The following is a 26,612-nucleotide window of genomic DNA, read 5'->3' as shown; positions in this document are numbered from 1 at the left end:
CGTGGCGATGATTCGAAAAACCGTATTATCCCGCAAACCGCGCGCGCTTCGGCATCTAGCCGTTGGGCAGGCAGCGCGACGCGGCGTCGCGCGCATCGGCCGAACGGCCAGTGCGGGGATTTTTTGGGCAGCCTGCGCGGCGACGCGGCTACAATAACGCCCATGTCAGATCCCCGCTTCGTTCATCTTCGCGTTCACTCCGAATTCTCGATTGCCGACGGCATCGTGCGTCTCGACGACATCGTCAAGGCGGCGGCCGCGGACGGCCAGGGCGCGCTCGCGCTCACCGATCTCGGCAACGCATTCGGCCTCGTCCGTTTCTACCAGGAAGCCCGCGGCAAGGGCATCAAGCCGATCGCCGGCTGCGACGTCTGGATCATGAATCCGGACGATCGCGACAAGCCGTCGCGGCTGCTGCTGCTGGTGAAGGACAAGGTCGGCTACCTGAATCTCTGCGAGCTGCTGTCGAAGGCATGGCTCACGAACCAGTATCGCGGCCGCGCGGAACTCGACGCGAGCTGGCTCGACGGCGAACTCGCGCAGGGGCTGCTCGCGCTGTCGGGCGCGCAGCAGGGCGATATCGGGCTCGCGCTCGCGGCCGGCAACGAAGAAGCAGCGCGCCGTCACGCCGAGCGCTGGGCGAAGGTGTTTCCGGGCGGCTTCTACATCGAGCTGCAGCGGTACGGCCAGCCGGGCGCCGAGGCGTACATCCAGCAGGCCGCGACGCTCGCCGCATCGCTGAAGCTGCCGGTCGTCGCGACGCACCCGACGCAGTTCATGACCGACGACGATTTCACCGCGCACGAGGCGCGCGTGTGCATCTCGGAAGGCGACATCCTCGCGAACCCGCGGCGCCAGAAACGCTTCACGACCGACCAGTATTTCCGCACGCAGGACGACATGGTCGCGCTGTTTGCCGACCTGCCGTCGGCGGTTGCGAACACGGTCGAGATCGCGAAACGCTGCAACCTGAAGCTCGAGCTCGGCAAGCCGAAGCTGCCGCTGTTCCCGACGCCGGACGGCATGTCGCTCGACGACTACCTGGTCCAGCTGTCGAAGGAAGGGCTCGAGACACGGCTCGTGCAGCTCTATCCGGCCGAAGCCGAACGCGACGCGCAGCGCGACACGTACTACAAGCGCCTCGAATTCGAGTGCGGGACCATCACGAAGATGGGCTTCCCCGGCTACTTCCTGATCGTCGCGGACTTCATCAACTGGGCGAAGAACAATGGCGTGCCGGTCGGCCCGGGCCGCGGCTCCGGCGCCGGTTCGCTGGTCGCGTACGCGCTCGGCATTACCGACCTCGACCCGCTGCGCTACAACCTGCTGTTCGAGCGCTTCCTGAACCCGGAACGCGTGTCGATGCCCGACTTCGACATCGACTTCTGCCAGCACGGCCGCGACCGCGTGATCCAGTACGTGAAGGAGAAGTACGGCGCGGACGCCGTGTCGCAGATCGCCACCTTCGGCACGATGGCTGCAAAGGCGGCCGTGCGCGACATCGGCCGCGTGCTCGACCTCGGCTACATGTTCACCGACGGCGTGGCGAAGCTGATCCCGTTCAAGCCGGGCAAGCACGTGACGATCGCCGACGCGATGAAGGAAGAGCCGCAGCTGCAGGAGCGCTACGACCACGAGGACGAAGTCCACCAGCTGCTCGATCTCGCGCAGCGCGTCGAGGGCCTCACGCGTAACGTCGGGATGCACGCGGGCGGCGTGCTGATCGCGCCCGGCAAGCTGACCGATTTCTGTCCGCTGTACACGCAGGGCGACGACGGCGGCGTCGTCAGCCAGTACGACAAGGACGACGTCGAAGCCGTCGGCCTCGTGAAGTTCGACTTTCTGGGCCTCACGACGCTGACGATCCTCGACTGGGCCGAGCGCTACATTCGCCGCCTCGATCCGTCGAAGGCCGACTGGTCGCTCGCGCAGGTGCCGCTCGACGATCCGGCTTCGTTCCAGATCCTGAAGAAGGCCAACACGGTCGCGGTGTTCCAGCTGGAAAGCCGCGGGATGCAGGGCATGCTGAAGGATGCGCAGCCCGACCGCTTCGAGGACATCATCGCGCTGGTGTCGTTGTACCGCCCGGGCCCGATGGACCTGATCCCGAGTTTCTGCGCACGGAAACACGGACGCGAGAAGGTCGACTATCCGGATCCGCGCGTCGAACCCGTCCTGAAAGAGACCTACGGCATCATGGTCTATCAGGAGCAGGTGATGCAGATGGCGCAGATCATCGGCGGCTACTCGCTCGGCGGCGCCGACTTGCTGCGTCGCGCGATGGGCAAGAAGAAGCCCGAGGAGATGGCCCAGCACCGCGAGATCTTCGCCGAGGGTGCGGCGAAGAACGGCCTCACGCGCGAGAAGTCCGACGAGATCTTCGACCTGATGGAGAAGTTCGCGGGCTACGGCTTCAACAAGTCGCACGCGGCCGCGTACGCGCTGCTCGCGTATTACACCGCATGGCTGAAGGCGCACCATCCGGCCGAATTCATGGCGGCCAACATGACGCTCGCGATGGACGACACCGACAAGGTGAAGATCCTGTTCGACGACTGCGTCGTGAACAACCTCGCCGTGTTGCCGCCCGACATCAACCAGTCGCATTACCGGTTCGAGCCCGTTGCCGAAGCCGACGGCAAGCGCTCGCGCACGATCCGCTACGGCCTCGGCGCGGTGAAGGGCAGCGGCCAGAACGCGATCGAGGAAATCCTGCGCGCCCGCGAGGAAAAGGCGTTCACCGACCTGTTCGACTTCTGCGAACGGATCGACCGGCGCGTCGTCAACCGCCGCACGGTCGAGGCGCTGATCCGCGCCGGCGCGTTCGATTCGCTGAACGCGAACCGCGCGCAGATGCTCGCGTCGGTGCCGCTCGCGATGGAAGCGGCCGACCAGGCCGAGGCGAACGCGATGCAGGCCGGCCTGTTCGACATGGGCGCCGAGTCGCCGCACGCGCATGCGCTCGTCGATGAACCGGCGTGGGACGACAAGCGCCGCCTGCAGGAAGAAAAGGGCGCGCTCGGCTTCTACCTGTCCGGCCACCTGTTCGACGCGTATCGCGACGAGGTGCGCCGCTTCGTTCGGCAAAAGGTCGGCGACCTGAAGGAAGGGCGCGACAAGCTCGTCGCGGGCATCATCGCATCGCTGCGCACGCAGATGACCCAGCGCGGCAAGATGCTGATCGCGCTGCTCGACGACGGTTCGGGCCAGTGCGAGATCACGATCTTCAACGAGCAGTTCGAGGCGAACAAGGCGCTGTTCAAGGAAGACGAACTGCTGATCGTGCAGGGGCAGGCGCGCAACGACGCATTCACGGGCGGCATCCGTTTCACGACCGATACCGTGATGGATCTCGAGCGCGCGCGCAGCCGCTATGCGCAGGCCGTGCGGCTGACGATGAACGGCAACGCCGACGCAGCCGCGCTGCGCCGCGTGCTCGAGCCGCACGTGTCGAAGGACGATTCGGCCGCCGCGCACGCGGTCGAAGCGCCCGCGCCGCGCGGCGGCGGGCGTGACGGCGGCCGTCGCCCGCAGGCGCCGTTGCCGAACGGCCTCGCGGTCCAGATCCACTACAGCAACGCGCGGGCACAAGGCGAAATGCGTCTCGGCGACGCGTGGCGCGTGAAGCCGAGCGACATGCTGCTCGCGGAACTGCGTGCGGCGTTCGACGGCAGTGTCGTCGAAATCACGTACTGACCGCATCCCGACCACCGGACGGCTGTCGCGATACGCGGCCCGTCGCATCGCCATCGTGCGGTGCGGCGGGCCGTTTTTACATCTTCGGGTACCCGGGTCTTGGGCCGGCCATGCGGACGCTATACAATCCGGCGCAGTCGCGCTCGCACGCGCGCACACAAACGGGGGCGGATCCATGCGGCGAGCGGCAACGCGCGACAGGGCCGTCCCTGAACAGGATACCGGGGCATCAGCCCGTCGCGACGATAAAAACTGACAGCACCACATGACCATGGCCAACGCGAACCAGACGGGGCGGATCCTCGTGATCCGGATTGATTTTCTGGGCGACATGCTGTGCACGACCGCGTTCCTCGGTGCGCTGAAGGAGCGCTGGCCGGGCGCGGAACTGCATGTGGTCGCGAACCGCTACAACGCGGCCGCGCTGGCCGGCAACCCGGACGTGCACGCGGTTCACACGTACGTGTACAGCCGCCAATGCGAACGCAACGACCGTCCCGGGCGGATGCGCGCGTTCTTCGACCGGCTGCGGCTCGTGCGCCGCCTGCGTCGCCTGCGGTTCGACCTCGTGGTCGTGCCGAACGGCGGCATGCATCGCAGCAGCATGCAGTTCGCGCGCCAGCTCGGCGCGAAGGACTGCCGCTGGCACGATGCCGAGACCGAATTCGACGATCGCAAGCCCGAACACATCGCGCAGCGGCCGATGTGCCACGAGGCGCTGTCGGGGTTCCGGCTCGTGCCCGAACTCGGTCGTGCCGATCTCGACCGCCTCGAGCTGTCGGTTCATCCCGATCGCACGTTGCAGGACGCGTGGTATCGCCTGCTCGGGGAGCGTACGAAGCCGCGCGTCGGTTTGTTCGTGTCGAACAAGGCGGCCGAGCGCCGCTGGCCCGCGGATCGCTGGCGCGACCTCGGCGAGCGGCTCGCGCCGTTCGCCGACGTGATCGTGTTTCGCGATCCGGCCATCTGCAATACCGCCGAGGACGACGCTTGGCGCGACGTGAGCGCGCGCCACGTCGCGCCGTCGTCGGTCGCCGATCTGGTGGCTGCCGCGAGCCTGCTCGATACGATCGTGTCGGCCGACAGCGCACCCGTGCATCTCGCGTCGGCGCTCGGCGTGCCGGTTGCGGCACTGTTCGAGGACCGTCCCGAGAAATACCTGCGCTGGCATCCGCTCGGCGTGCCGCATGTGATCCTGCGCGCCGGCGCGACCGTCGATGCGATCGGTGTCGACGCGGTCGAGCGCGCCGTGCGTCATCTGCTGCCGCAGGCCGGCCATTGCGGCGAGCCGGTGGCGGATGCGGCACGCGCACGGCCGACGGCCGCCGCGACATCCGCGGTCCTGACCATCACTTCATAGCGCCGGAAGCACCGCACACGGTGCAAGCGCCGGCGCCTGCCGCACCGCGCCCGCAGGCAGGGTCGTATCAGGGGTCGCATCAGCGCGTCCTGCACGGCCGGTTCGCGATGCCGCGCCGGCTGCTGCAAAATCCTGTACATTGCCAGCCTTGTTCAGCCAGCTAGACAGACCGATCGCCGTGGCCCTGTTTTCCTCCGCCCGCCCGCCCAGAACCATCCTCGTTGCCGCGCCGCGCCGTATCGGCGACGTGCTGCTGACGACGCCGCTCGTGCGTTCGCTGAAGGCCCGCTGGCCCGATGCGCAGATCGACATGCTGGTTTTTCGCGGCACCGAGGGCGTGCTCGAGCACAATCCGGACGTGCGGCGCGTGATCGTCGTCGCGCAGCGCGCGGGATTCCGCGAGCGGCTGCGCGACGCGCTGTCGATGTGGCGCCGCTACGATCTCGCGTGCGCGGCGCTGAGTTCCGACCGGCCGCGCTTCTATAGCTGGTTCGCGGGTCGCAAACGGGTCGGCCTCGTCGATCCCGACCGCGTCACGTGGCTCACGCGGATGATGCTGAACGGCATCGCGATCAATCACCATGAATCCGCGCATACGGTCGTCAGCACACTTGCGCTCGCACCCGTGATCGGTATCGAGCCGGTGTCCGAGGTCGTCGCACCCGGCATCGGCGACGATCCCGCGCGGCGCGCGCGCTTCGACGCATGGCTCGCGGAGTCGCCGGCGATCCGCGACGGCAAGCCGCTGGTCGTCCTGCATCCGTATCCGATGTTCCGCTACAAGCAATGGCGGCTCGAAGGCTGGGTCGAGATGATCGGCTGGCTGCGCGAGCGCGGCTTTGCGGTCGCGTTGTCGGGCGGTCCGGCCGATCGCGAGCGCGAGTATGCGGAGCAGGTCGCGGCCGAAGCGGGCGGCGACGTGCTGAATCTGGTCGGCCGCCTCACGTTCGGCGAGAGCGCGGAGCTCGTGCGGCGCGCGCGGCTCTTCATCGGGCCCGACACCGGCGCGACGCACGTCGCGGCTGCGACGGGCACCGACACGATCGCGCTGTTCGGCCCATCCGACCCCGTGCGCTGGGGGCCGTGGCCGCAGCACTGGCCCGCGACCGAGAATCCGTGGCCGCTGCGCGGCTCGGGGCGGCACGGGAACGTATGGCTGCTGCAGGGGGAGGGCGATTGCGTGCCGTGCCGGCACGAGGGCTGCGAGCGCAAGGTCGACAGCCGCAGCGATTGCCTCGCCAATCTCGGTGCGCAGCGCGTGAAAGCCGCGGCGGCCGAGATGCTCGGGCTGAATCCGCCGGGCCTGGCCGAGGCGGCCGTCGATACGTCGCGACTGCATCGCGCCGGATCCGACTGACGACTGACGCGCGGGAGACGCGCGTTTTTGCTTCGTTGCAGGCGGCTTGTTTCGCGACGAGCCGCGCAGCCCGCTCGCTTTGACGGCGGGCCTCCGCTGCCGCCGAAGCCGGCTGGCGGCAGCGCGGATGCCGTTACGCGTTACGCGCTGCGCCGGATCGCCGACGTCTCGCGCGGCAGCGCCTCGCCGCGCTCGCCGCAACCGAGCAGGATGCCGGCCAGCAGCACGATCAGGTGACCTTCGGCGAAATCGAGCAGCAGCGAATTCGCAAGGCTGCCGATCGCGAAGATGGCGAGCCACGCGAGCAGCAAATGCTGCGAGCGCGGATCGAGCGTGCGGCTGCCGCGCGCGATCTGCACGATCAGGTTGATGAACAGCAGCAGGCCGAGCAAGCCGAGCTGCACGGCCATCAGCAGGTATTCGTTGTGCGGGTTCGACGTGAGCTGGCCTTCGGCGGCCGTCTTGCCGGCCGTGAGCTTCTCGAATTCGGATTCGAGGCCGCCTGCACCGTAACCGATTATCGGGCGCTGACGAAACAGCTCGAGCCCCTTCTTGTACCACTCGAGGCGCAACCCGGTCGACGTGGCCGCATCACTCTGCCGGTATTGCTGCACTTCCGTCACGACCTTCACGAGCCGGCCGTTGTGAACCGTGCACGCGGCGACTACGAGCGCGACGCCGAACAGGACGAGCACGCCGGCGGCGAGCCCCGCGCGCAGCGCCGATTGCCGGCGCAGCAACAGCACGAAACGCACGGCGACGACGAGGATCAGCAGCAGCGCGATGACCTGCCCCGTGCGTCCCTGCAGCATCACGAACACGTTAACGAGCGACCACGCGGCGACGCCCGCATACGCGGTGCGGGACAGCGCCGTGCGGGCGGCAAGCGCGAGATCGGCCGCCTGGTAGAACAGCAGCGCGCCGAACATGCCGGCGGCGATGTGGTTCTTGAACACCCAGGCGCGCGACAGCGGCAGTTGGGTCGCATACGCGGGCCCGATCGCGGTCAGCCCGAGATAGTTGGTCGTCGACAGCAGCAGGATCACGCACAACGTGCCGAACCAGCAGCGCCGCACGATCGGTGCCCAGTTCGAATGACGGAACGCGAGCACGGCGAAGGGCAGCAGCAGCAGCTTGTCGTACTTGGCGACCCAGTTCCACGCCTTGTTGTGCGGTGCGACCGTATACGCGACGCTGGCAGTCAGCGCGGCGAGGATCAGCAGCGCCGCGAGCGAAGCCGGGTCGGTCACGAACGAGCGCAGGTCGCGCCAGAATTCGGGGGAGATCAAGAGCGCGGCGGCGAACAGCCCGCAGAAGACGTTGGTCAGCGCGGTCGAGACGGGCACCATGCAGAGCGCGGCGACGGCGAATGCACGGGCGGCGGTCAGGCGCCGCGTGGCGGGAGCGGAAAACGAAAGCATCGGAACCTGTCGAATGGACGAATGCGGCTTGCGGACATCGTGCTCGTGCCGCGCGTCCCGGCGGGAGCTCCGGGACGAACGGCGCAGTATACGCGAAGCAGGCAGCGTTTCTGTGCCGTTTTAGGGGCCCGATCAGCTGAACGCGCGCTTGATCCGCGAGCGCAGCAGCGCGCGCTTCAGGCGCCCAGCAACGGCCGGCGTATCGAGCGCGATGCGCGTGCCGGCCGGCTCGCCGCGGTGCAGGTAGTAGCGGTCGAACGTCGCCTGGGTCATGCCCCATTTGTTCAGGAACTGGCGGCGGCCGTCGTTCTTGACGATCTTGCCCGTGCTCTTCTGCTGGAAGTGGTAGACGAGGCTGTCGCCGACACCGAGGAAGATCCGGCAGCCGGCGTCCCAGAATTTCATCGAGAAGTCGTTGTCGCTGCTCATGCCGGGCGACAGCTCGCTGCTGTAGCCGCCGATGCGGTTCCACCAGTCGCGGTGCACGAGCGTCGGCGGCCAGGTCGAGCCGAGCCAGTCCGCGCGCGCGAGCCGCGGGGTCGCATCGACGAGGCCCGCCGCGTCGAAATGTTCGGCGTCGCGGCCGAAATTGCTGACGACGACGCACGGGTTGCGCGTGTCGACCGGCTCGATCATCGTGCCCGACAGCATGAAAAGGTCGGTCGGCATCTGTTCGATGCGGCGCACGAGCGCCGCGTCCCAGCCGGGGCAGCAGAACATGTCGTCGTTCATGTAGACGACGTAGTCGCGCGTCGCGCGCGCGGCGGCCAGGTTCACCGCATGGCAGATGCCGATGTTGGTCGGCGACGCGGTGTGCTCGATCCCTTCGCTGCGCACCCAGTCGAGCGTGCCGTCCGAGCCGTCGTTCACGTGCACGATGATCTGGTGATCGTACGCGGAGTGGCGGCGCAGGCTGTCGACGACGAGCTTGAGGTACGGCAGGTTGTTCCAGGTCGGGATGATGATGGAGAACATGGCGGTCGGATTCGGTGGTCGTCGTGGCGGGCGGCACGCGGTGCAGCCGTCTGGGCGGGCACGCGCGGCGCGGGCAGCCCGGCATTGTAACGCCGGGCCGGCCGCTTGCCGGCGGCGCGCAGGGGCGGGCGCTCAGCGCACCGGTTCGTGGCCGAGTTTCAGGAAGCGGTAATACACGGTCTCCGCGTTGAACACGGCGATCATGAAGCCCGCGCGGCCGTCGAGGAACCCGCGCCGCAGCACGTAGGTGCGCACGAACGCCCAGGCGCCGCGCGCGAGCGCCTTGCCGAAGCCGCCGCGCTGGCCGGCCGCGCGGCGCTGGCGCGCGCCGGCCGTCGAATACGCGTCGAGCTTGCGCACGACGGTTTCGAAATCCTCGTACGAGTAGTGCATCAGCTTGCCGGGCAGGCGTTGCGCGGCGGTATCGAACACGAGGCGCTCGTGCACGAGATCGTCCGAGAAACGCGCGGCGCCGCGCCGGAACAGGCGCGGCACCCAGTCGGGATACCAGCCGCTGTGATGGATCCACTGGCCGCAGAAGCTCGACAGCCGGTCCAGCGCATAGACCTGCGCGGCCGGCGCGCGGATCGCGTCGCGGATCGACCGCGCGAGCTCCGGGCTGACGATTTCGTCGGTATCGAGCGACAGGATCCAGTCGGTGCCGAGCGCGTCGAGCGCGCGGTTCTTCTGCGGGCCGAAGCCCGGCCAGTCGCGCTCGACGATCACGCGCGCGCCGTGCGCCTGCGCGATCGCGACGGTGTCGTCGGTGCTGCCGCCGTCGATGACGACGACATCGTCGGCGAACGACAGCGCATCGAGGCACTGGGCGAGCCGCGCGGACGCGTTGAGGGCGATGAGGGCGACGCCGAGGGAGGGTTCAGCCATGAAATCGTCGGAAGGGCGGAGAAAACGGTGAGCGGCAGTATACCCGCGGCCCGGCCGCCGGCCGCATCGGCCATGACCGTGCCGGCGGGGGCGGTGCGGCTATAATGTTGAGCCCTTTTCGGCACCCGCCCGACAGGGGTGAAATCCCGGGCGGCCACGCGCCGGGCGCCGCATCGCGGCTCAAGAAGGATTGCCTTGGAAACCCAGAACACTCTCCGCAAACCGATGGACGGCACCGGCACCTCGCCGGTCACGGTCCTGAAGCGCCTGTGGCCGTACATCCGGCCGCTCATCGGCATCGTGGTGCTCGCCGTGATGACGATGGGCGTCGTCGCGGCCACCGAAGCCGGCATTCCGGCGCTGCTCAAGCCGCTGCTCGACCACGGTTTCGGCGTGCACGGCAGCGACCGCGCGAAATGGTACGTGCCGATCGCGGTGATCGGCCTCGCGCTCGTGCGCGGCGTATCGCAGTACGCATCGAATTACCTGCTCAACTACGTTTCGAACCGCATCCTGCTGCAACTGCGGCTCGAGATGTTCCAGCGGATGATCCATACCGGCGCGTCGTTCTTCCAGCGCGAAACCGCGAGCACGGTGATCAACGCGATCGTGTTCGAGGTCAACCAGATCCTGTCGGTGCTGACGGGCGTGATGGTCACGCTCGTGCGCGATTCGCTGACGGTGATCTTCCTGCTCGGCTACCTGTTCTACCTGAACTGGCGGCTCACGCTGATCGTCGCGGTGATCCTGCCCGGCATCGGCTGGCTCGTCAGCAAGATCAACCGCCGCCTGCGCCGCCTGAACCGCGAGCACCAGACGCTGACCAACGAGCTGTCGTACATCGTCGAGGAGACGGTCGGCGGCTACAAGGTCGTCAAGGTGCACAACGGCGAAGCGTACGAGATGGACCGCTTCGCGTCGATGAGCAAGCGTCTGCGCGGCTACGCGATGCGCATGACGATCTCGGGCGGTCTCGCGCAGCCGCTCACGCAGTTCCTCGCGTCGATCGCGCTCGCGGTCGTGATCACGATCGCGGTCGTGCAGTCGACCAACGACCAGACGACGGTCGGCGGCTTCGTCGCGTTCGTCACGTCGATGCTGCTGGTGATTTCTCCGCTCAAGCACCTGATCGACGTCAACCAGCCGCTGCAGCGCGGGATGACGGCCGCCGAGCTGATCTTCGGGCTGATCGACGAGCCGGCCGAGCCCCAGGGCGGCGGGCGGCCGCTGCCGCACGCGCGCGGCGAGATCGAGTTTCGCGGCGTGTCGTTCGACTACGGCGCGGCCGAGCGGCCGACGCTCGACCGCATTTCGTTCAAGGTCGCTCCGGGCGAGATGATCGCGCTCGCGGGCCCGTCCGGCAGCGGCAAGACCACGCTCGTGAACCTGCTGCCGCGCTTCTTCGACCCGACGGACGGCGCGATCCTGGTCGACGGCGTGCCGATCGCCGACTATGACCTCCACGCGCTGCGCGGCCAGATGGCGATGGTCAGCCAGGACGTCGTGCTGTTCAACGACACGATCGCCGCGAACGTCGCCTACGGACAGACGCCCGACCGCGCGCGCGTGCAGGCCGCGCTCGAGGCCGCGAACCTCGCCGACGCGGTCGCCGCGATGCCCGACGGGCTCGACACGCTCGTCGGCGGCAACGGGATGCGGCTGTCCGGCGGCCAGCGCCAGCGGCTCGCGATCGCGCGCGCGATCTACAAGGACGCGCCGATCCTGATCCTGGACGAAGCGACGTCGGCGCTCGATTCGGAATCGGAGCGCCACGTGCAGGCCGCGCTCGAACGGCTGATGGAAGGCCGCACGACGCTTGTGATCGCGCACCGGCTGTCGACGATCGAGCGCGCGGATCGCATCCTCGTGCTCGAGGCCGGCAAGATCGTCGAAGAGGGCAGCCACGACGAACTGCTGCGCCACGGCGGCCTCTATGCGCACCTGCACCGGATCCAGTACCAGCAGCAGGCGGCGTGACGCGCGTTCCGTTCGCGTCAAACCGGTGTGCTAGTCTTCATTGGGCAGGCCCGGTCGTTTGCTACGACGTGACAACACGGAGGGAAGGCACGATGAAGAAGATGCACTGCATGATGCTGGCCGCGCTGATCGCGGCGGGTTTCGCCGCGCCGGCCGCGATGGCGCAGGATCACGACAACCACGACAACCACGGCATGCATCGCGGCCATGGCCCGAAACACATGCCGCCCGGCCAGGCGATGCATCGCGAGGACGACGTGCCGCCGCGCTGGGCCGACCAGCCGCGCCGCGACTGGCACAAGGGCGACCGGCTGCCCAGCGAATTCCGCGACCGCCAGTACGTGATCGACGACTGGCGCGGCTACCACCTGAGCCCGCCGCCGCGCGGCTATCACTGGGTCGGCGTGGGCGGCGATCACCTGCTCGTGCAGATCGGCTCGGGCATCGTGCTGCAGATCGGCGAGTAACGTTTCCCGCCGTTCATCCGGTTGCCGGGCGTGCGCCCGGCAACCGCGTCATTTTGCCGTCGCGCGGCGGAACCAGCGCCGCTCGATTCTCGACATCCCCCAGCACACGCCCAGCGCACACACGGTGCCGAGCGTCACCTCGCCGAGCCGCATCAGCGGAATGTCCCACAGCGGGCCGTTGCCCGGAAACAGCAGCACGATCGTCGCGGTCACGCCGCCGAGCCGAGCCGCGCTGCCGACGTTCAGACACCAGCAGCAGACGATCGTGAGCGCGACCGCGAGCGCATAGGCGACGAGGCGATCGCCGCCGAGCGCGGCGCCCGCGAAGCCGAGCACGCCGCCGATCATCGCGCCGACGAACTGGTCGCGCGACAGCGACATCGTGTCCGAGTAGTTGTGCTGCGTGACGGCGATCGCGGTGACCGCTGCCCACACGGCCTGCTCGGTGTGCAGCGCACGTCCGATCGTGTACGCGAGGCACGCGCCGCAGACGGCCTGGATGGCCATCAGCACGCCTTGCACGAAACGCTCGCCGAAGGTCAGCCCCTTGAACAGATCGAAGACCGACTGCTGGATCTGCTGACGGGCTTCGTTGAGTGTCCTGATCGTATCCATCATGAGTTGGCCAAGAAGCGGGTAACGGCGGCGCGCCGGCCTCAATGCGCCTGTTCGGGCGATGCGGCGGCCGGCTCGTCGGCCGCCGCATCGCCGTTCTCGACGCGCGTTTCAGGCATCACGAGCCAGACCAGCAGCACCGCGAGCGCACCCGCGCCCGCGAGCCCGAAGAAGCTGACCGTGTTGCCGAAGTGGTCGGCGACGTAGCCGGCCACGGCCGTGCTGAGCGTCGCGCCGATTCCGGCCGCGAGCCCGAACAGCCCGATACACAGGTTATAGCGGCCCTTGCCGCCCGCGACGTCGGCCGCGATCAGCGGCAGCATCACGCCGAACACGGCGGCGCTGATGCCGTCGAGCATCTGCACGGGCACGAGCAGGTACGGGCTGCTCACGCCGGCGAACAGCAGCGCGCGCACCGGCAGCGCGGAGAAGCCGAGCAGCAGGATCGGCCGGCGCCCCCAGCGTTGCGCGGAGCGGCCGACCCACGGCGACAGCATCGCGACGATCGCCTGCGGCACGATGATGCACGCGGCGATCACGAGCTGCACGTTCTCGCCCATCCCGGCCGTGACTTCGCCGGCCGCGAGGTTCAGCATCGCCGCGTTCGACAGGTGGAACAGCACGACGCACGCCGCGAAGATCAGCATCCGGCGGTCGCGCAGCAGTTCGAGCAGCGTTTCGCGCTCGCCGGCTTCGTCGTGATCGCCGTGGTCGTCGGGCTTCGACGACTGCGGAATCACCTCGTGCGTCGGCTGGATCATCGCGAGCGCGAACAGCGCAGGCAGCGCCAGCACCGCGGTCAGCCAGAACACCGCGCGCGCGGAGAAGTATTCGCCGGTGAGCCCCATCAGGCCCGCCGCGACCGCGCTGCCGATCGACGCCCAGCGCGCGTTGCGGCCGAGCCGGTCGCCGAGGTCGGCGCGGCCGACGAGCGAGAACGAGATCGCGGCCATTGCCGGCACGAGCATGCAGCTCGCGAACCCGTGGAACACCTCGGCGGCGATCACCGGCACGATCGTCGGGCTCGACGCGAGCAGCACCGCGGACAGGATGATGGCCGCGATCGCCCACGCGGCCGCGCCTTTCTTGTTCTTCAGCGCATCGACGGCCGCGCCGCCCGGCACCTGGCTGACCATCGCGCTGATCGTGCCGATCGACAGCACCATGCCGATCTCGCCCTGCGTCCACTTGTGCGACGCGAGGTAGGACGCGATGAACGGACCGAACCCGGTTTGAACGTTTGCAACGAAAAAGTTGAGCCAGTCGAGAGACCGCAGACTGCGAACGCTGACGGAATGCTTGATCGTCATCGGGTGGCACTCGCAGACGAAGCCGGGGCGGAGGCGGCAGGGGGCGGCGGCGAGACCGCGACGATCGGCTTGTCGGCCGCGTAGGGCGGCGACGCCTTGATCTGCGCGTCGTTCAGGTCGAGCTGCGGATGCAGCGCCTTGTCGCGCGTGACGAAGCGCAGCGCGGCCCAGTTCGCGGCGATCGAGCGGCGGTCGGTATTGACGAGCCCGCCGAGGTCGAGCACGACGGCCTGCGGTTGCGCGGCGCGGTCGATCAGCACGTCGACGATGCGGCCGATCTTCGTGCCGTTCGGGCGCTCGACATCGCTGTCGAGCATCGGCAGCCGTGTCGCGGGCGATGCCGCGGCGGAGCCCGTCAGCGGCACGGCCTTCGGCCGCGCGGCGGGCGGCAGGTCGCCCGACGGCACGTCGAGCACGATCGGCTCCTGTTTGCCGCCAGGCGTGAAGCGGAACACGTTCCACGGGAAGATGACCTTACGGTCGCCGACGCCCATGAAGCCCTGCAGGTTGACGATCATCTCGCGCGGCTTGCCGCTCGCGTCGGTGACCATGTCGACCGCGCGGCCGATCACCTTGCCGTTGCGGCGCGCGACTTCGCTGTCGAGCAGCGCATGGATCTGGGTGCGGTCGAGCGCGCGCGTCGCGACGAGCGGCGCGGGCGGCGGAGGCGGCGGCGTCGGCGATTCGGGGCGCTGTACCGGCTTCGGCCGCGTCACCTCGCGGTGCGGCTTCTTCGGCGCTTCCGGTTCCTCCGGCTGCGTCGGCGCCGGTACGGGCGGCATCGTCAGCGGCTCGCCGGCGGTTTCCTCGACGGGCTCGACGAGGGCCTCGCTGATCGGCGCGGGCGGATTCTGGGTCGGCAGCAGCCCGCAGCCGGACAGCAGCACGGCGGCAGCGAGAATCAGGAAGACCGTCGACGACGGAAACGACTTGCGGGATGCGGGAAACGGAAGTCCGCCGCTCATTGACACTCACTCCATGGGTCGGGGGCGGCCCGAGGGCACGCGGCTGGCGATGGATGGCGGGTGCGGGCGGCGCACCACGCGAGGTGAGAGTTTAACGTGTCTTGCTTTCAGGACCGATTTCGATGGCCGATTGGAGGCGGACTGTCGGGAAAAGGAAGGGATCGAGGGCGGGGCGGGGGACGCCGAATAACGGTTGAGGTCGAGGTTGCGGCGCCCGATTAGGGGTATTCACGGTCGACGCGGTGCGAATCGTGTGAGTCGGTGCCGGTCGAGCGAGTGTCGGGCGACGGGGGAGGGAGGGGACCGAAAGAGGAGGCGGTACACACAGGCGCCGGCCTGGCCCGCCGTCATGGCGGGCCGGCGCGGGCGCTGCCCGATGCAGGGCGAAACCGGAAAGTCAGGCGTCCGGATACCAGGCATCGGTGAATTCGCTGACCTTGACGTCGGTCAGTTCCGGCCGTGCGGCCAGCCAGCCGCGCACGATCTCGCGATCGGCGTCGGTCGTCGTGCCGCGCGGTGCGCCGGAGATCACATAGGCGCCGATGCCTTCGTCCGCGGACGCGACGGTCAGCAGCCCGTTCGCTTCGACGAAGTCGATGAACGCGTCGATCAGTTCGCCGCGCTCGAGGTCGGTCATCTCGTTGCGGTAATGCGCGGTCGCGTTGAACGCGAGTTCCTGGAATTCGCCGATGTGGAGTTTCTTGCGCTGACGGCGGTTGTGGCCTTGGCTCATGGTGCGTGATGAATGCGAAAAGGGTAAGTGAAAGGGCGGCGGCGGGCGCTGGCGCGGGATGCGCGAACGGCCCGGGCGCCGCATCGGAGCGCCGCGCGGCGATGCCGGCGGCGGACGGGCGGAACGTTACATCAGCACGATATCGTACTGCTCCTGGCTCAGGTTCGATTCGACCTGCAGCGACACCGGTTTGCCGATGAAGTCGATCAGCATCGCGAGATGCTGCGACTCCTCGTCGAGGAACAAATCGATCACCTGCTGCGCGGCGATCACGCGGAACTCGCGCGGATTGAACTGCCGCGATTCGCGCAGGATCTCGCGCAGGATGTCGTAGCACACGGTGCGCGAGGTCTTCACCTGGCCCTTGCCCTGGCAGGTCGGGCACGGCTCGCACAGCACGTGCGCGAGCGATTCGCGCGTACGCTTGCGCGTCATCTCGACGAGCCCGAGCTGCGAGAAAGTATTGACCGTCACGCGCGTGCGGTCGCGCGACAGCGCCTTCTTCAGCTCGGACAGCACCGCGTCGCGATGCTCGGCGTTCTCCATGTCGATGAAGTCGATGATGATGATCCCGCCGAGGTTGCGCAGCCGCAGTTGCCGCGCGATCGTGTGCGCGGCCTCGAGGTTGGTCTTGAAGATCGTATCGTCGAAGTTGCGCGCGCCGACGTAGCCGCCGGTGTTCACGTCGATCGTCGTCATCGCCTCGGTCTGGTCGATCATCAGGTAGCCGCCCGACTTCAGGTCGACGCGGCGCGACAGCGCGCGCTGGATCTCCGTCTCGATGTTGTACAGGTCGAACAGCGGCCGCTCGCCCGTGTAGTGGTGCAGCTTCGGGCTCACGGCCGGCGTGAACTCGGCCGCGAATTCCGCGAGGCGCTGGTACGTCTCGCGCGAATCGACCTGGATGCGCGTCGTGTCGTCGTTCGCGAAATCGCGCAGCACGCGTTGTGCGAGATCGAGATCCTGGTACAGCAGGCTCGTCGCCGGCAGCCGCTGCGCCTGCGCGACGATCGTCGCCCATGTCTTGCGCAGGTAGGCGACGTCGCCGGCGAGCTCGTCGGAGGTCGCATCCTCGGCGATCGTGCGCACGATGTAGCCGCCTTTCTCGTCCGGCGGGATCACGGCCGTCAGGCGCGCGCGCACGGCCTCGCGCTCGGCCTCGCTCTCGATCTTCTGCGAGATGCCGATATGCGGTTCCTGCGGCAGGTAGACGAGCGTGCGGCCCGCGATGCTGACTTGCGTCGACAGCCGCGCGCCCTTCGTGCCGATCGGATCCTTGATCACCTGGACCATCAGCGTCTGGCCTTCGAACACGGTCTTCTCGATCGGCTGGTGCGGCGTGTTCGACTGCGGCTCGCCCGCGAGGCGCGGATGCCAGATGTCGGCCACGTGCAGGAACGCCGCGCGCTCGAGGCCGATGTCGATGAACGCCGACTGCATGCCGGGCAGCACGCGCACGACCTTGCCGAGATAGATGTTGCCGACCCGCCCTCGCGACAGCGTGCGCTCGACGTGAAGCTCCTGCACCGCGCCTTGCTGGACGAGTGCGACCCGCGTTTCCTGCGGCGTGAGGTTGATCAGGATTTCTTCGTTCATGGTGGGATTCAGAAGGCGACACGCGCGGTACGCAACAGCGCCGCAGTCTCAAAAAGGGGCAGACCCATGATACCCGAATGGGAACCGTCGATCCGCTCGATGAATTCGGCCGCGCGCCCCTGGATCGCGTACGCGCCGGCCTTGCCGAACGGCTCGCCCGTTTCGACGTAGCGCGCGTATGCGTCGTGCGATGCCGCCGCGAAGCGCACCGACGAGCGCGACAGCGCGGGCGGCAGCAGTTCGCCGCGCGCGTCGATCACGGCGACGGCGGTCAGGACTTCGTGTTCGCGGCCCGCGAGGCGCGTCAGCATCGCTAGCGCGTCATCGGCGTCGGCCGGCTTGCCGAGGATCGCGCTGTCGATCGTGACGGTCGTATCGGCAACCAGCACCGGCGCGGCCGGCTTGCCGCTCGCGACGAGGCGCGCACGCGCGGCTTCGGCCTTCGCGACGGTCACGCGCCGCACGTACGCATCGGCGGCTTCGCCGGGCAGTTCGGCTTCGAGCGCCTCGGCGTCTTCGTCGGGGCGCGGCAGCAGCAGCTCGAAGCGTACGCCGATCTGCTGCAGCAGCTCCTGGCGGCGCGGGCTTTGCGAAGCGAGGTAAAGGATCGGGAAAAGCGCGGGGGACGTGCTGGACGGCATGGTGTCGTTATCTCGGTGGGCGCGCGCGGCGCGCGTCTCGAGGACGACACGTCATGCGCGGTGGTAGGGGTGATTCTGCGTGATGCTCCACGCCCGGTAAAGCTGTTCGGCGAGCAGCACGCGCACCATCCCGTGCGGCAGCGTCATGCTCGAGATGCGCAGCAGCACGTCGGCGCGTGCTTTCAGTTCCGGATCGAGCCCGTCTGCGCCGCCGATCACGAACGCGACGTCGCGGCCATCCTGCTGCCAGCCGGGCAGCGCCTGCGCGAGCTGCATCGTGGTCCAGTCGCGGCCGCGTTCGTCGAGCGCGACGAGGCGTGCGCCCTTCGGCAGCGCGGCCTCGATCTTCTGCCGTTCGGCCGCCATCACGCTTTCGGCGCTGCGGCCGCCCGAACGCAGTTCGGGCTTGATCTCGCGCAGCTCGATGCGCAGCTCGGGCGGCATCCGCTTCGTGTATTCGTCGAAGCCGGATGCGATCCAGCCCGGCATCTTGTGGCCGACCGCGAGAATGAAAAGCTTCATCGGGACGATTCGTAACGACTTAACGGCGGCGGGCGGCCGTCTTGCGTGCCGGGCGGGCCGGCGCGGCTTCTTCCTCTTCGTCGTCGTCTTCGCTGGCCGTCGCGAAGCCATTCTGGCCCTTGCCGCCGCCGAGCTTCATCCGCACGGGCTTGTCGCCCCAGATTTCCTCGAGGTTGTAGTACTGGCGCAGGGCCGGCTGCAGGATGTGCACGACGGCGTCGCCGCAGTCGACGAGCACCCATTCGCCGGTTTCCTCGCCCTCGGAGCTGACGATGTCGCCGCCGGCTTCCTTGACCTTGTCGCGCACGCTCGATGCGAGGGCCTTGGTCTGGCGGTTGGAGGTGCCCGATGCGACGACCACGCGGTCGAACAGTTCGGTCAGGTGGCTGGTGTTGAACACCTTGATGTCTTGCGCCTTGACGTCTTCGAGGGCGTCGACGATCACGCGCTGCAGTTTGCGAATATCCATGGAATCAGGTGTGGTAGAGGCGATGTTGAAGAATATAGGCCCATACGGCGGCCGGTACATGCTCGGCCGACGCATCGGGCATTTGCGCATGGCGCGCGATGCATTCGCGCAGGTGCGCGCGGATGTCGGTCGCGGCGATGTCGAACGCGAGGGTCGTGTCGATCAACAGGCGGCCGGCCGGCGTGGCCTTCAGCACGTCGGCGCCGGCCTGCCGTGCGGCGATTTCCTGCGCAACCTCCGGCGGCGCCGCGCCGAGCTCGAAGCCCGGGCGCGTCGACGCGCAGATGTGTGCGTAGTCGAACAGCTTGCGCCAGTCGCGCCACGTATCGAGGCGCACGAGCTGGTCGGCGCCGATCAGCAGCGACAGCGACGCGTCGGGGCCGACACGCTCGCGCCAGCGCGCGAGCGTGTCGACCGTGTAGGTCGGGCCGGCGTGCTCGATCTCGTCGGTCGCGACGGTCACGGTCACGCCCGGCAGCACGAGCGAATCCGCGGCCGCGCGCGTCATCGCGAGCCGATGCTCGGCGGCCGACACGTCGCGCTTCTGGTACGGCTGCCCGGCGGGCAGCAGCACAAGCTCGGTCAGGCCGAGCAGCTCGGCGAACCGGCGCGCGAGCGCGAGATGGCCGTCGTGGATCGGGTCGAAAGTGCCGCCCAGCAAGCCGATACGACGCGGCAGCGGGGCGGGGCGGGCGGTGGTGTCCAGAAACGCGTCCTTTTCTTGGGGCAGCGGGGCGCGCGGGCTCAGACCCAGTCGCGCGGCACGATGAAGTCGCTGTACAGGCGTGCTTCAGGCGTTCCCGGTTCGGGCTGCCAGTTGTAGCGCCAGTTCGCGACCGGCGGCATCGACATCAGGATCGACTCGGTCCGGCCGCCGCTTTGCAGGCCGAACAGCGTGCCGCGGTCGAACACGAGGTTGAATTCGACGTAACGGCCGCGACGGTAGGCCTGGAAGTCGCGCTCGCGCTCGCCGTACGGCAGGTCGGCGCGACGCTCGACGATCGGCAGGTAGGCCTGCAGGAACGCATCGCCGACGCTTTGCATCATGTCAAACGAGCGTTCGAAACCGGGCTCGGAGAAATCGTCGAAGAAGATCCCGCCGATGCCGCGCATCTCGTTGCGGTGCTTCAGGAAGAAATACTCGTCGCACCATTTCTTGAAGCGCGGGTAGAGCTCGGCCCCGAACGGGTCGAGCGCATCCTTGCAGGTCTGGTGGAAATGGCGCGCGTCGTCCTCGAAACCGTAAACCGGTGTCAGATCCATGCCGCCGCCGAACCAGAACACGGGATCCTCGCCCGGTTTCGTCGCGATCAGCATCCGCACGTTCATGTGCACGGTCGGGCAGTACGGATTGCGCGGGTGCAGCACGAGCGACACGCCGAGCGCCTCGAAGCCGCGGCCCGCGAGCTGTGGGCGCGCCGCGCTCGCCGACGGCGGCAGTGCGTCGCCGGCGACGTCGGAAAAGCCGATTCCCGCGCGTTCGAACACGCGGCCGCCTTCCAGAATCCGCGTGCAGCCGCCGCCGCGCAGGCGTTCGGCCGGCCCGCGCTGCCATGCGTCGGTCGCGAGCGGCGTGCCGTCGAGCGCGCCGAGCGCGTCGGCGATGCGTGCCTGTAGGCCCTGGAGGTACGTGCGCACGCGCGCCACGTCGTAGGTCGAATCGGTCATGTCTGGACTGGGTGCCCCCGCCCGAAGCGGGGGCCGTAAAAAAGGCATCTGCCGGGCATTCTATCGAACCCCGGCAGAGAGGCCGCCGCGCGAGGGCGGGGCGGCGGTTGCGATCGTCACACGCTCTTGCGGTTGAGCGCGCGGAAACCGATGTCGCGGCGGTACTGCATGCCTTCGAAATTGATCTGGTTGATCGTGTCGTACGCATGCTGCTGCGCTTCGCGTACCGAATCGGCGAGGCCGACCACGCACAGCACGCGGCCGCCGGACGTCACGAGCTTGTCGCCGTCGCCGAGCGTCGTGCCCGCATGGAACGTGACGGCCTGTTCGGTCTCGGCCGGGATCCCGTTGATGCGGTCGCCCTTGCGCGGCGCGTCCGGGTAGCCGTGCGCGGCCAGCACGACGCCGAGCGCGGTGCGGCGGTCCCAGTCGAGCTCGACCGTGTCGAGCGTGCCCGCGATCGCCTGCTCGACGACCTTCGAGAAATCGCTCTTCAGGCGCGCCATGATCGGCTGCGTTTCCGGGTCGCCCATCCGGCAGTTGAACTCGAGCGTGCGCGGATTGCCTTCCTTGTCGATCATCAGGCCCGCATACAGGAAGCCCGTGAAGCGGATGCCGTCCTTCTCCATCCCGCGCACGGTCGGCATGATGATTTCGCGCATCACGCGTGCGTGCATCTGCGGCGTGACGATCGGCGCGGGCGAATACGCGCCCATGCCGCCGGTGTTCGGGCCGCGGTCCTCGTCGAGCAGGCGCTTGTGGTCCTGGCTGGAAGCCAGCGCCAGCGCATGCTTGCCGTCGACCATCACGATGAAGCTCGCTTCCTCGCCGTCGAGGAATTCCTCGATCACGACGCGCGCGCCGGCGTCTCCAAGCTTGTTGCCCGACAGCATCATGTCGACGGCGGCGTGTGCCTCTTCGAGCGTCATCGCGACGACGACGCCCTTGCCGGCCGCGAGGCCGTCGGCCTTCACGACGATCGGCGCACCCTTCGCGTCGATGTACGCATGGGCTGCTGCGGCATCGGAGAAGGTCTCGTAGTCGGCCGTCGGGATGCTGTGACGCTTCATGAACGCCTTCGCGAAATCCTTCGAGCTTTCGAGCTGCGCGGCTTCGCGGGTCGGGCCGAACACCTTCAGGCCGCGTGCGCGGAACAGGTTGACGATGCCGGCCGCGAGCGGTGCTTCCGGACCGACGAGCGTGAACGCGACGCCTTCGCTTTCCGCGAAATCGGCGAGTGCGTCGAGCGACGTGATGTCGACGTTCTTCAGGCGCTCGTCCTGCGCCGTGCCGCCATTGCCGGGTGCGACGTAGACCATCTGGACGCGCGGCGACTGCGCGAGCTTCCACGCCAGTGCATGTTCGCGGCCGCCGGAACCGACGACGAGTAGTTTCATGGGATTCCCCGCAGACTAGAAAACAGGGCGGCCGGCACGCTCAGGCGCGCCGGCCGCGGATTCGGTCGGGCCGCCGCCGCGACAGGAGCACGGCGGCCGGCATCTCATTCCTCGACGATGACGGCGTTCGTATACACGTCCTGCACGTCGTCGAGGTTCTCGAGCGCGTCCAGGAGCTTCTGCATCTTCGCCGCGTCGTCGCCGGTGAATTCGACTTCGTTCTGCGGCTTCATCGTCACTTCGGCGAGTTCGGCCTTGAAGCCGGCGGCTTCGAGCGCGTCCTTCACCTTCGAGAATTCCTGCCAGTCGCACAGCACTTCGATCGAGCCGTCGTCGTTCGTGTTCACGTCGTTCGCGCCGGCTTCGAGCGCGGCTTCCATCAGCGCGTCTTCCGACGTGCCGGGCGCGAACAGGAACTGGCCGACGTGATCGAACATGAACGCGACCGAGCCGTCGGTGCCCATGTTGCCGCCGAACTTCGAGAACGCGTGGCGGACTTCCGCGACCGTGCGGGTGCGGTTGTCGGTCAGCGTATCGACGATGATCGCCGCGCCGCTGATGCCGTAGCCTTCGTAGCGGATTTCCTCGTAGTTCGCGCCGTCCGCGCCGCCGACGCCGCGATCGATCGCGCGCTTGACGTTGTCCTTCGGCATGTTCGCGTCGGCCGCCTTGTCGACCGCGAGACGCAGGCGCGGGTTCGAGTTGACGTCGCCGCCGCCGAGGCGGGCCGCGACCTGGATTTCCTTGATCAGGCGGGTCCAGATCTTGCCGCGCTTCGCGTCGGCCGCTGCCTTCTTATGCTTGATGTTGGCCCATTTCGAATGACCAGCCATACCTTTCTCCGTGCCCGGGCGCGCTGCGCGGGCGATTGTGCCAATGTGTCGTTGAATCGGCGGCCGTTTCGGCGGGCATGAAGCCGCGGGGCCGCGCGTGTCGAGTGGATCGAGATTTTATCACGCGGCGACCGTCGGATCGGGGCCGCCGCGCATGGCCGAACGGCCGGGCAGGCTGCCGCGGGACACCCGACGGCGCGCCGCGCGGCCGCGCAGGCACGTCAGTTCTTGGTGCCGAACAGGCGGTCGCCCGCGTCGCCGAGGCCCGGCACGATGTACGCGTGCTCGTTCAGGTGCGAGTCGAGCGAAGCCACATACAGCTTCACGTCCGGGTGCGCGTCCTGGAACACCTGCACGCCCTCGGGCGCGGCGACGAGCGCGACGAACATGATGTTCGCGGCCGGCACGTTGCGGCGCTTGAGCACGTCGACCGCATGCACGGCCGAATAGCCGGTCGCGACCATCGGGTCGCACAGGATGAAGATGCGGTCCTCGAGGTCGGGCAGGCGCACGAGGTATTCGACCGGGCGGTGGTCTTCGGCGCGGTATACGCCGATGTGGCCGACGCGCGCGGACGGGACGAGGTCGAGCAGGCCGTCCGACATCCCGATGCCCGCGCGCAGCACGGGCACGATCGCGAGCTTCTTGCCCGCGATCACGGGCGCGTCGACCTCGACGAGCGGGGTTTCGACCCGTCTGGTCGTGATCGGCAGGTTGCGGGTGATCTCATAGCCCATCAGCAGCGTGATCTCGCGCAGCAGTTCGCGGAACGTGCGCGTCGACGTGTCCTTGTCGCGCATGTGGGTGAGCTTGTGCTGGATCAGCGGGTGATCGAGGATGAAGAGATTCGGGAAACGGCTGTCCTGTTTCATGACGGGGGCGCCCTGGCGGCAAAAGGGGATCGGTGCGGTGGCGGGCGCAAGCCGGCCGCCGCTTATGGCCGCAATTTTACCAAGGCGCGTCGCATGATCCGGATATTATCGACGTCTCACGACAATCCGCGTGCCGGGCACGCCCGTTCGCCCGCCCGCCGGCGCGACTCGGGGCTGCATCGGGGGCCGCATCGGCGCGCGTCACCACCAGGGAATCGACGATGGATCTCGGCATCGCAGGCAAGACCGCGCTCGTGTGCGCGGCAAGCAAGGGCCTCGGGCGCGGCTGCGCGGAAGCGCTGGCCGCCGAGGGCGTGAACCTCGTGATCGTCGCGCGCACGCGCGACACGCTCGACGCCACCGCCGACGCGATCCGCGCGGCGTCGGGCGTGTCGGTCACGGCGGTCGCGTGCGACATCACGACGCCGGACGGCCGCGCGGCCGCGCTCGCCGCGTGCCCGCAGCCGGACATTCTTGTGAACAATGCCGGCGGCCCGCCGCCCGGCGACTTCCGCGATTTCTCGCACGACGACTGGATCCGCGCGCTCGAGTCGAACATGCTGACGCCGATCGAGCTGATCCGCGCGACCATCGACGGGATGATCGCGCGTGGCTTCGGCCGGATCGTCAACATCACGAGTTCGGCCGTCAAGGCGCCGATCGACGTGCTCGCGCTGTCGAATGGCGCGCGCTCGGGGCTGACCGGTTTCGTCGCGGGGCTGTCGCGCAAGGTTGCCGGCCAGGGCGTGACGATCAACAGCCTGCTGCCGGGGCTGTTCGACACCGACCGGATCGCGACGACGCTCGCGGCGTCGGCGCAGGCGCAGGGCGTGACGGTCGACGAAATGCGCGCGCGGCGCACGAAGGACATCCCGGCCGGCCGCCTCGGCACGCGCGAGGAATTCGGCGCGGCGTGCGCGTTCCTGTGCAGCGTACATGCCGGCTATATCACCGGGCAGAACTGGCTGCTCGACGGCGGCGCGTATCCGGGCACGTTCTGACGCGAGCTCGCCGAATCACGATCACGACAAAAACCAAACGACAAAGGAACCGGAGATGAGCAAACCCCGCATCGCACTGATTGCGCACGACGCGAAGAAGGACGAGATCGTCGCGCTCGCGGGTCAATTTCGCGAGACGCTCGCGCAATGCCGGCTGGTCGCGACGGGCACGACGGGCGGCCGCATCGCGGCCGCGCACGGGCTGGAGGTCGAGCGCAAGCTGTCGGGACCGCTCGGCGGCGACCTGCAGATCGGCGCCGAGCTGGCCGACGGCCGCGTCGACCTCGTCGTGTTCCTGCGCGACCCGATGACCGCTCAGCCGCACGATCCCGACATCACCGCGCTCGTGCGCGCATGCGACGTGCACGACGTGCCGGTCGCGACCAACGTCGCGACCGCGCGGATGCTGCTCGACGATCTGGCGCGGAACATGCAGGACGTTTGCTAGGCGCTTGCTGCGCCCGATTGCCCCTGCCGGCGGCAGGGCCATGCATGGACGGCGGCGACGCGCGAGAATCGTGCGTCGCGACGCGCACCTGCCGCCCGGTTCCCGCATGAATCGTCCGGCCCGCGCATCGGCGACCCGGATTTTTCCTGACCGATTGACAGACGAGGAGCGAAACGATGCCGAAAGCAATCCGATACGACCAACCGGGCGGCCCGGACGTGATGAAGTGGGTCGATGTCGAGGTCGGCGAGCCGAAGGCGGGCGAAGTCCGCATTCGGCAGCATGCGGTCGGGCTCAACTACATCGACGTGTATTTCCGCACGGGCCTTTATCCGCAGCCGCTGCCCGGCGGCCTGGGGATGGAGGCGGCGGGCGAGGTGACGGCCGTCGGCGACGGCGTGACCGCGCTCAAGGTGGGCGACCGCGTCGCCTATGTCGGGCAGCCGCCGGGCGCGTATGCGCAGGAGCGCGTGATGCCGGCCGAGCGGCTCGTGAAGCTGCCGGACGGCATCAGCTACGACGATGCGGCGTCGGTGATGCTGCAGGGCCTGACCGCGCACTACCTGCTGCGCCGCACGTATCGGGTGAAGGCCGGCGACACGATCCTGATCCACGCGGCGGCCGGCGGCGTCGGCCTGCTCGTGTGCCAGTGGGCGAAGGCGCTCGGCGCGACCGTGATCGGCACGGTCGGCTCCGACGAGAAAGCCGCGCTGGCGAAGGCGCACGGCTGCGACCACCCGGTCGTCTACACGCGCGAGAACTTCACGCAGCGCGTGAAGGAGATCACGAACGGCGCGGGCGTGCCGGTCGTCTACGATTCGATCGGCAAGGACACCTACATCGGCTCGCTCGACAGCCTCGCGCCGCTCGGGCTGTTCGTCAGCTTCGGCAACGCGTCGGGCCCGTTGCCGCCGATCGACTCGAAGGAGTTCTCGTCGCGCGGCTCGCTGTTCTTCACGCGGCCGACGCTGTTCTCGTACATCGCGAAGCGCGCCGATCTCGAAGCCGCGGCCGCCGAGCTGTTCGACGTGATCCTGTCGGGCAAGGTGAAGACGAGCATCAACCAGCGCTATCCGCTCGCGGAAGTCGGCCGCGCGCATGAAGATCTCGAAGCGCGCAAGACCACCGGCTCGACGATCCTCGTTCCCTGACCGTTCCTTTCGTGCCGGCGCCACGCCGGCACGCGCCTTCGCGGGCGGCGCTGCGGCGCCGCCCGTCCCGCGTCCGTTTTTCTCCCGCCTCGCGTTTACACGTTTTTTATATCCGCCCCGATACCTTTGACCCGTCCTTTACGTGCGTTCCCATAAGGTTCTAGTCGTCTGATTTCGACGACGGAGAACACAAAAATGGATGGGGTATTCATCGGCGCCCTGGTGCTTTTCACCGTGCTGATCCTCGGTTTGG

Annotated in this window: 24 protein-coding genes; 8 read left to right on the top strand and 16 right to left on the bottom strand. The window is 68.3% G+C overall.

Annotated elements, in window-relative coordinates:
• The first annotated feature begins 162 nt into the window (after nucleotides 1-162).
• The 3 genes from dnaE to BT264_RS22145 all read left to right on the top strand — a co-directional run bounded on the left by dnaE (nucleotide 163) and on the right by BT264_RS22145 (nucleotide 6,413).
• The gene (dnaE, locus tag BT264_RS22155) at nucleotides 163-3,696 is read left to right on the top strand and encodes a DNA polymerase III subunit alpha (RefSeq protein ID WP_072440783.1); all 3,534 of its coding nucleotides are present in this window, start codon (nucleotides 163-165) and stop codon (nucleotides 3,694-3,696) included.
• A gap of 271 nt (nucleotides 3,697-3,967) precedes the next feature.
• Nucleotides 3,968-5,056 carry a glycosyltransferase family 9 protein gene (locus BT264_RS22150; RefSeq protein WP_072440941.1) on the top strand — a complete coding sequence of 363 codons (1,089 nt, stop codon included), beginning with the start codon at nucleotides 3,968-3,970 and terminating at the stop codon, nucleotides 5,054-5,056.
• 178 nt (nucleotides 5,057-5,234) lie between these two features.
• Nucleotides 5,235-6,413 carry a glycosyltransferase family 9 protein gene (locus tag BT264_RS22145; protein ID WP_072440781.1) on the top strand — a complete coding sequence of 393 codons (1,179 nt, stop codon included), beginning with the start codon at nucleotides 5,235-5,237 and terminating at the stop codon, nucleotides 6,411-6,413.
• Between the two features lie 140 nt (nucleotides 6,414-6,553).
• Here the strand turns inward: BT264_RS22145 and BT264_RS22140 are convergent, their stop codons facing one another.
• The 3 genes from BT264_RS22140 to BT264_RS22130 all read right to left on the bottom strand — a co-directional run bounded on the left by BT264_RS22140 (nucleotide 6,554) and on the right by BT264_RS22130 (nucleotide 9,694).
• Nucleotides 6,554-7,834, bottom strand: a complete 1,281-nt coding sequence (locus BT264_RS22140; protein WP_072440779.1) for an O-antigen ligase family protein — start codon at nucleotides 7,832-7,834, stop codon at nucleotides 6,554-6,556.
• 132 nt (nucleotides 7,835-7,966) lie between these two features.
• Entirely contained in the window at nucleotides 7,967-8,809 is an 843-nt protein-coding gene (locus tag BT264_RS22135; protein ID WP_072440777.1) for a glycosyltransferase family 2 protein, read from the bottom strand.
• A 132-nt stretch (nucleotides 8,810-8,941) separates the two neighbouring features.
• On the bottom strand, nucleotides 8,942-9,694 hold the full coding sequence (locus BT264_RS22130) for a glycosyltransferase family 2 protein (protein WP_072440776.1): 753 nt from the start codon (nucleotides 9,692-9,694) through the stop codon (nucleotides 8,942-8,944).
• A 225-nt stretch (nucleotides 9,695-9,919) separates the two neighbouring features.
• Here BT264_RS22130 and msbA point away from each other — a divergent pair, with 225 nt between their 5' ends.
• Both msbA and BT264_RS22120 read left to right on the top strand, forming a co-directional pair.
• On the top strand, nucleotides 9,920-11,671 hold the full coding sequence (gene msbA, locus BT264_RS22125) for a lipid A export permease/ATP-binding protein MsbA (RefSeq protein ID WP_072440774.1): 1,752 nt from the start codon (nucleotides 9,920-9,922) through the stop codon (nucleotides 11,669-11,671).
• A 92-nt stretch (nucleotides 11,672-11,763) separates the two neighbouring features.
• Nucleotides 11,764-12,138, top strand: a complete 375-nt coding sequence (locus tag BT264_RS22120; RefSeq protein ID WP_072440772.1) for an RcnB family protein — start codon at nucleotides 11,764-11,766, stop codon at nucleotides 12,136-12,138.
• A gap of 48 nt (nucleotides 12,139-12,186) precedes the next feature.
• Here the strand turns inward: BT264_RS22120 and BT264_RS22115 are convergent, their stop codons facing one another.
• The 13 genes from BT264_RS22115 to upp all read right to left on the bottom strand — a co-directional run bounded on the left by BT264_RS22115 (nucleotide 12,187) and on the right by upp (nucleotide 23,759).
• Nucleotides 12,187-12,753, bottom strand: a complete 567-nt coding sequence (locus BT264_RS22115; RefSeq protein WP_072440770.1) for an FUSC family protein — start codon at nucleotides 12,751-12,753, stop codon at nucleotides 12,187-12,189.
• Between the two features lie 41 nt (nucleotides 12,754-12,794).
• Nucleotides 12,795-14,063 (bottom strand): MFS transporter, encoded by a 1,269-nt coding sequence (locus tag BT264_RS22110; RefSeq protein WP_072440768.1) that lies wholly within the window; start codon nucleotides 14,061-14,063, stop codon nucleotides 12,795-12,797.
• The gene (locus BT264_RS22105) at nucleotides 14,060-15,028 is read right to left on the bottom strand and encodes a PRC-barrel domain-containing protein (protein ID WP_072440766.1); all 969 of its coding nucleotides are present in this window, start codon (nucleotides 15,026-15,028) and stop codon (nucleotides 14,060-14,062) included. The genes BT264_RS22110 and BT264_RS22105 overlap by 4 nt, the downstream gene beginning before the upstream one ends.
• Before the next feature lie 397 nt (nucleotides 15,029-15,425).
• Complete coding sequence (locus tag BT264_RS22100) at nucleotides 15,426-15,761, bottom strand: YggL 50S ribosome-binding family protein (RefSeq protein ID WP_034184839.1); 336 nt, start codon at nucleotides 15,759-15,761, stop codon at nucleotides 15,426-15,428.
• Between the two features lie 126 nt (nucleotides 15,762-15,887).
• Nucleotides 15,888-17,357 (bottom strand): ribonuclease G, encoded by a 1,470-nt coding sequence (gene rng / locus BT264_RS22095; protein ID WP_072440765.1) that lies wholly within the window; start codon nucleotides 17,355-17,357, stop codon nucleotides 15,888-15,890.
• Nucleotides 17,358-17,365: 8 nt separating this feature from the next.
• Nucleotides 17,366-17,998, bottom strand: a complete 633-nt coding sequence (locus BT264_RS22090; RefSeq protein ID WP_072440763.1) for a Maf family protein — start codon at nucleotides 17,996-17,998, stop codon at nucleotides 17,366-17,368.
• A 51-nt stretch (nucleotides 17,999-18,049) separates the two neighbouring features.
• Complete coding sequence (rlmH, locus tag BT264_RS22085) at nucleotides 18,050-18,520, bottom strand: 23S rRNA (pseudouridine(1915)-N(3))-methyltransferase RlmH (protein ID WP_006484265.1); 471 nt, start codon at nucleotides 18,518-18,520, stop codon at nucleotides 18,050-18,052.
• A gap of 19 nt (nucleotides 18,521-18,539) precedes the next feature.
• Entirely contained in the window at nucleotides 18,540-18,989 is a 450-nt protein-coding gene (rsfS, locus tag BT264_RS22080) for a ribosome silencing factor (protein ID WP_072440761.1), read from the bottom strand.
• Nucleotides 18,990-18,993: 4 nt separating this feature from the next.
• Nucleotides 18,994-19,719, bottom strand: a complete 726-nt coding sequence (locus tag BT264_RS22075) for a nicotinate-nucleotide adenylyltransferase (protein WP_177318395.1) — start codon at nucleotides 19,717-19,719, stop codon at nucleotides 18,994-18,996.
• 14 nt (nucleotides 19,720-19,733) lie between these two features.
• Nucleotides 19,734-20,657: an oxygen-dependent coproporphyrinogen oxidase gene (gene hemF / locus BT264_RS22070; protein WP_034184845.1), complete on the bottom strand. Its 924-nt coding sequence runs from the start codon at nucleotides 20,655-20,657 to the stop codon at nucleotides 19,734-19,736.
• A 116-nt stretch (nucleotides 20,658-20,773) separates the two neighbouring features.
• On the bottom strand, nucleotides 20,774-22,054 hold the full coding sequence (purD, locus tag BT264_RS22065; RefSeq protein ID WP_072440757.1) for a phosphoribosylamine--glycine ligase: 1,281 nt from the start codon (nucleotides 22,052-22,054) through the stop codon (nucleotides 20,774-20,776).
• 104 nt (nucleotides 22,055-22,158) lie between these two features.
• A complete protein-coding gene (locus BT264_RS22060) occupies nucleotides 22,159-22,887 on the bottom strand; it encodes a YebC/PmpR family DNA-binding transcriptional regulator (protein ID WP_034184847.1) in 729 nt (242 codons plus the stop codon).
• Between the two features lie 221 nt (nucleotides 22,888-23,108).
• Nucleotides 23,109-23,759, bottom strand: coding sequence for a uracil phosphoribosyltransferase (gene upp / locus BT264_RS22055; protein ID WP_034184848.1), 651 nt, complete (start codon nucleotides 23,757-23,759; stop codon nucleotides 23,109-23,111).
• A gap of 221 nt (nucleotides 23,760-23,980) precedes the next feature.
• On the opposite strand from upp, the gene BT264_RS22050 reads away from it, so the two are divergent.
• From BT264_RS22050 to BT264_RS22040, 3 genes are all read left to right on the top strand, one after another.
• Nucleotides 23,981-24,760, top strand: a complete 780-nt coding sequence (locus BT264_RS22050; protein ID WP_072440755.1) for an SDR family oxidoreductase — start codon at nucleotides 23,981-23,983, stop codon at nucleotides 24,758-24,760.
• Nucleotides 24,761-24,815: 55 nt separating this feature from the next.
• Nucleotides 24,816-25,208, top strand: coding sequence for a methylglyoxal synthase (locus tag BT264_RS22045; protein WP_059583666.1), 393 nt, complete (start codon nucleotides 24,816-24,818; stop codon nucleotides 25,206-25,208).
• A gap of 176 nt (nucleotides 25,209-25,384) precedes the next feature.
• Nucleotides 25,385-26,359 carry a quinone oxidoreductase family protein gene (locus tag BT264_RS22040; RefSeq protein ID WP_072440753.1) on the top strand — a complete coding sequence of 325 codons (975 nt, stop codon included), beginning with the start codon at nucleotides 25,385-25,387 and terminating at the stop codon, nucleotides 26,357-26,359.
• Nucleotides 26,360-26,612 lie beyond the last annotated feature (253 nt).

Origin of the sequence: Burkholderia sp. NFPP32 (assembly GCF_900119325.1) — a bacterium.
Classification (GTDB): Bacteria; Pseudomonadota; Gammaproteobacteria; order Burkholderiales; family Burkholderiaceae; genus Burkholderia; species Burkholderia pyrrocinia_C.
Note: the sequence above shows the minus strand (reverse complement) of the source record. Positions and strands in the feature narration are given on the sequence as shown.

Coding starts and splice junctions, on each gene's coding strand:
- dnaE (WP_072440783.1), top strand. CDS start 163: ATGTCAGATCCCCGCTTCGTTCATCTTCGCGTTCACTCCGAATTCTCG.
- BT264_RS22150 (WP_072440941.1), top strand. CDS start 3,968: ATGGCCAACGCGAACCAGACGGGGCGGATCCTCGTGATCCGGATTGAT.
- BT264_RS22140 (WP_072440779.1), bottom strand. CDS start 7,834: ATGCTTTCGTTTTCCGCTCCCGCCACGCGGCGCCTGACCGCCGCCCGT.
- BT264_RS22135 (WP_072440777.1), bottom strand. CDS start 8,809: ATGTTCTCCATCATCATCCCGACCTGGAACAACCTGCCGTACCTCAAG.
- BT264_RS22130 (WP_072440776.1), bottom strand. CDS start 9,694: ATGGCTGAACCCTCCCTCGGCGTCGCCCTCATCGCCCTCAACGCGTCC.
- msbA (WP_072440774.1), top strand. CDS start 9,920: ATGGACGGCACCGGCACCTCGCCGGTCACGGTCCTGAAGCGCCTGTGG.
- BT264_RS22120 (WP_072440772.1), top strand. CDS start 11,764: ATGAAGAAGATGCACTGCATGATGCTGGCCGCGCTGATCGCGGCGGGT.
- BT264_RS22115 (WP_072440770.1), bottom strand. CDS start 12,753: ATGGATACGATCAGGACACTCAACGAAGCCCGTCAGCAGATCCAGCAG.
- BT264_RS22110 (WP_072440768.1), bottom strand. CDS start 14,063: ATGACGATCAAGCATTCCGTCAGCGTTCGCAGTCTGCGGTCTCTCGAC.
- BT264_RS22105 (WP_072440766.1), bottom strand. CDS start 15,028: ATGAGCGGCGGACTTCCGTTTCCCGCATCCCGCAAGTCGTTTCCGTCG.
- BT264_RS22100 (WP_034184839.1), bottom strand. CDS start 15,761: ATGAGCCAAGGCCACAACCGCCGTCAGCGCAAGAAACTCCACATCGGC.
- rng (WP_072440765.1), bottom strand. CDS start 17,357: ATGAACGAAGAAATCCTGATCAACCTCACGCCGCAGGAAACGCGGGTC.
- BT264_RS22090 (WP_072440763.1), bottom strand. CDS start 17,998: ATGCCGTCCAGCACGTCCCCCGCGCTTTTCCCGATCCTTTACCTCGCT.
- rlmH (WP_006484265.1), bottom strand. CDS start 18,520: ATGAAGCTTTTCATTCTCGCGGTCGGCCACAAGATGCCGGGCTGGATC.
- rsfS (WP_072440761.1), bottom strand. CDS start 18,989: ATGGATATTCGCAAACTGCAGCGCGTGATCGTCGACGCCCTCGAAGAC.
- hemF (WP_034184845.1), bottom strand. CDS start 20,657: ATGACCGATTCGACCTACGACGTGGCGCGCGTGCGCACGTACCTCCAG.
- purD (WP_072440757.1), bottom strand. CDS start 22,054: ATGAAACTACTCGTCGTCGGTTCCGGCGGCCGCGAACATGCACTGGCG.
- BT264_RS22060 (WP_034184847.1), bottom strand. CDS start 22,887: ATGGCTGGTCATTCGAAATGGGCCAACATCAAGCATAAGAAGGCAGCG.
- upp (WP_034184848.1), bottom strand. CDS start 23,759: ATGAAACAGGACAGCCGTTTCCCGAATCTCTTCATCCTCGATCACCCG.
- BT264_RS22050 (WP_072440755.1), top strand. CDS start 23,981: ATGGATCTCGGCATCGCAGGCAAGACCGCGCTCGTGTGCGCGGCAAGC.
- BT264_RS22045 (WP_059583666.1), top strand. CDS start 24,816: ATGAGCAAACCCCGCATCGCACTGATTGCGCACGACGCGAAGAAGGAC.
- BT264_RS22040 (WP_072440753.1), top strand. CDS start 25,385: ATGCCGAAAGCAATCCGATACGACCAACCGGGCGGCCCGGACGTGATG.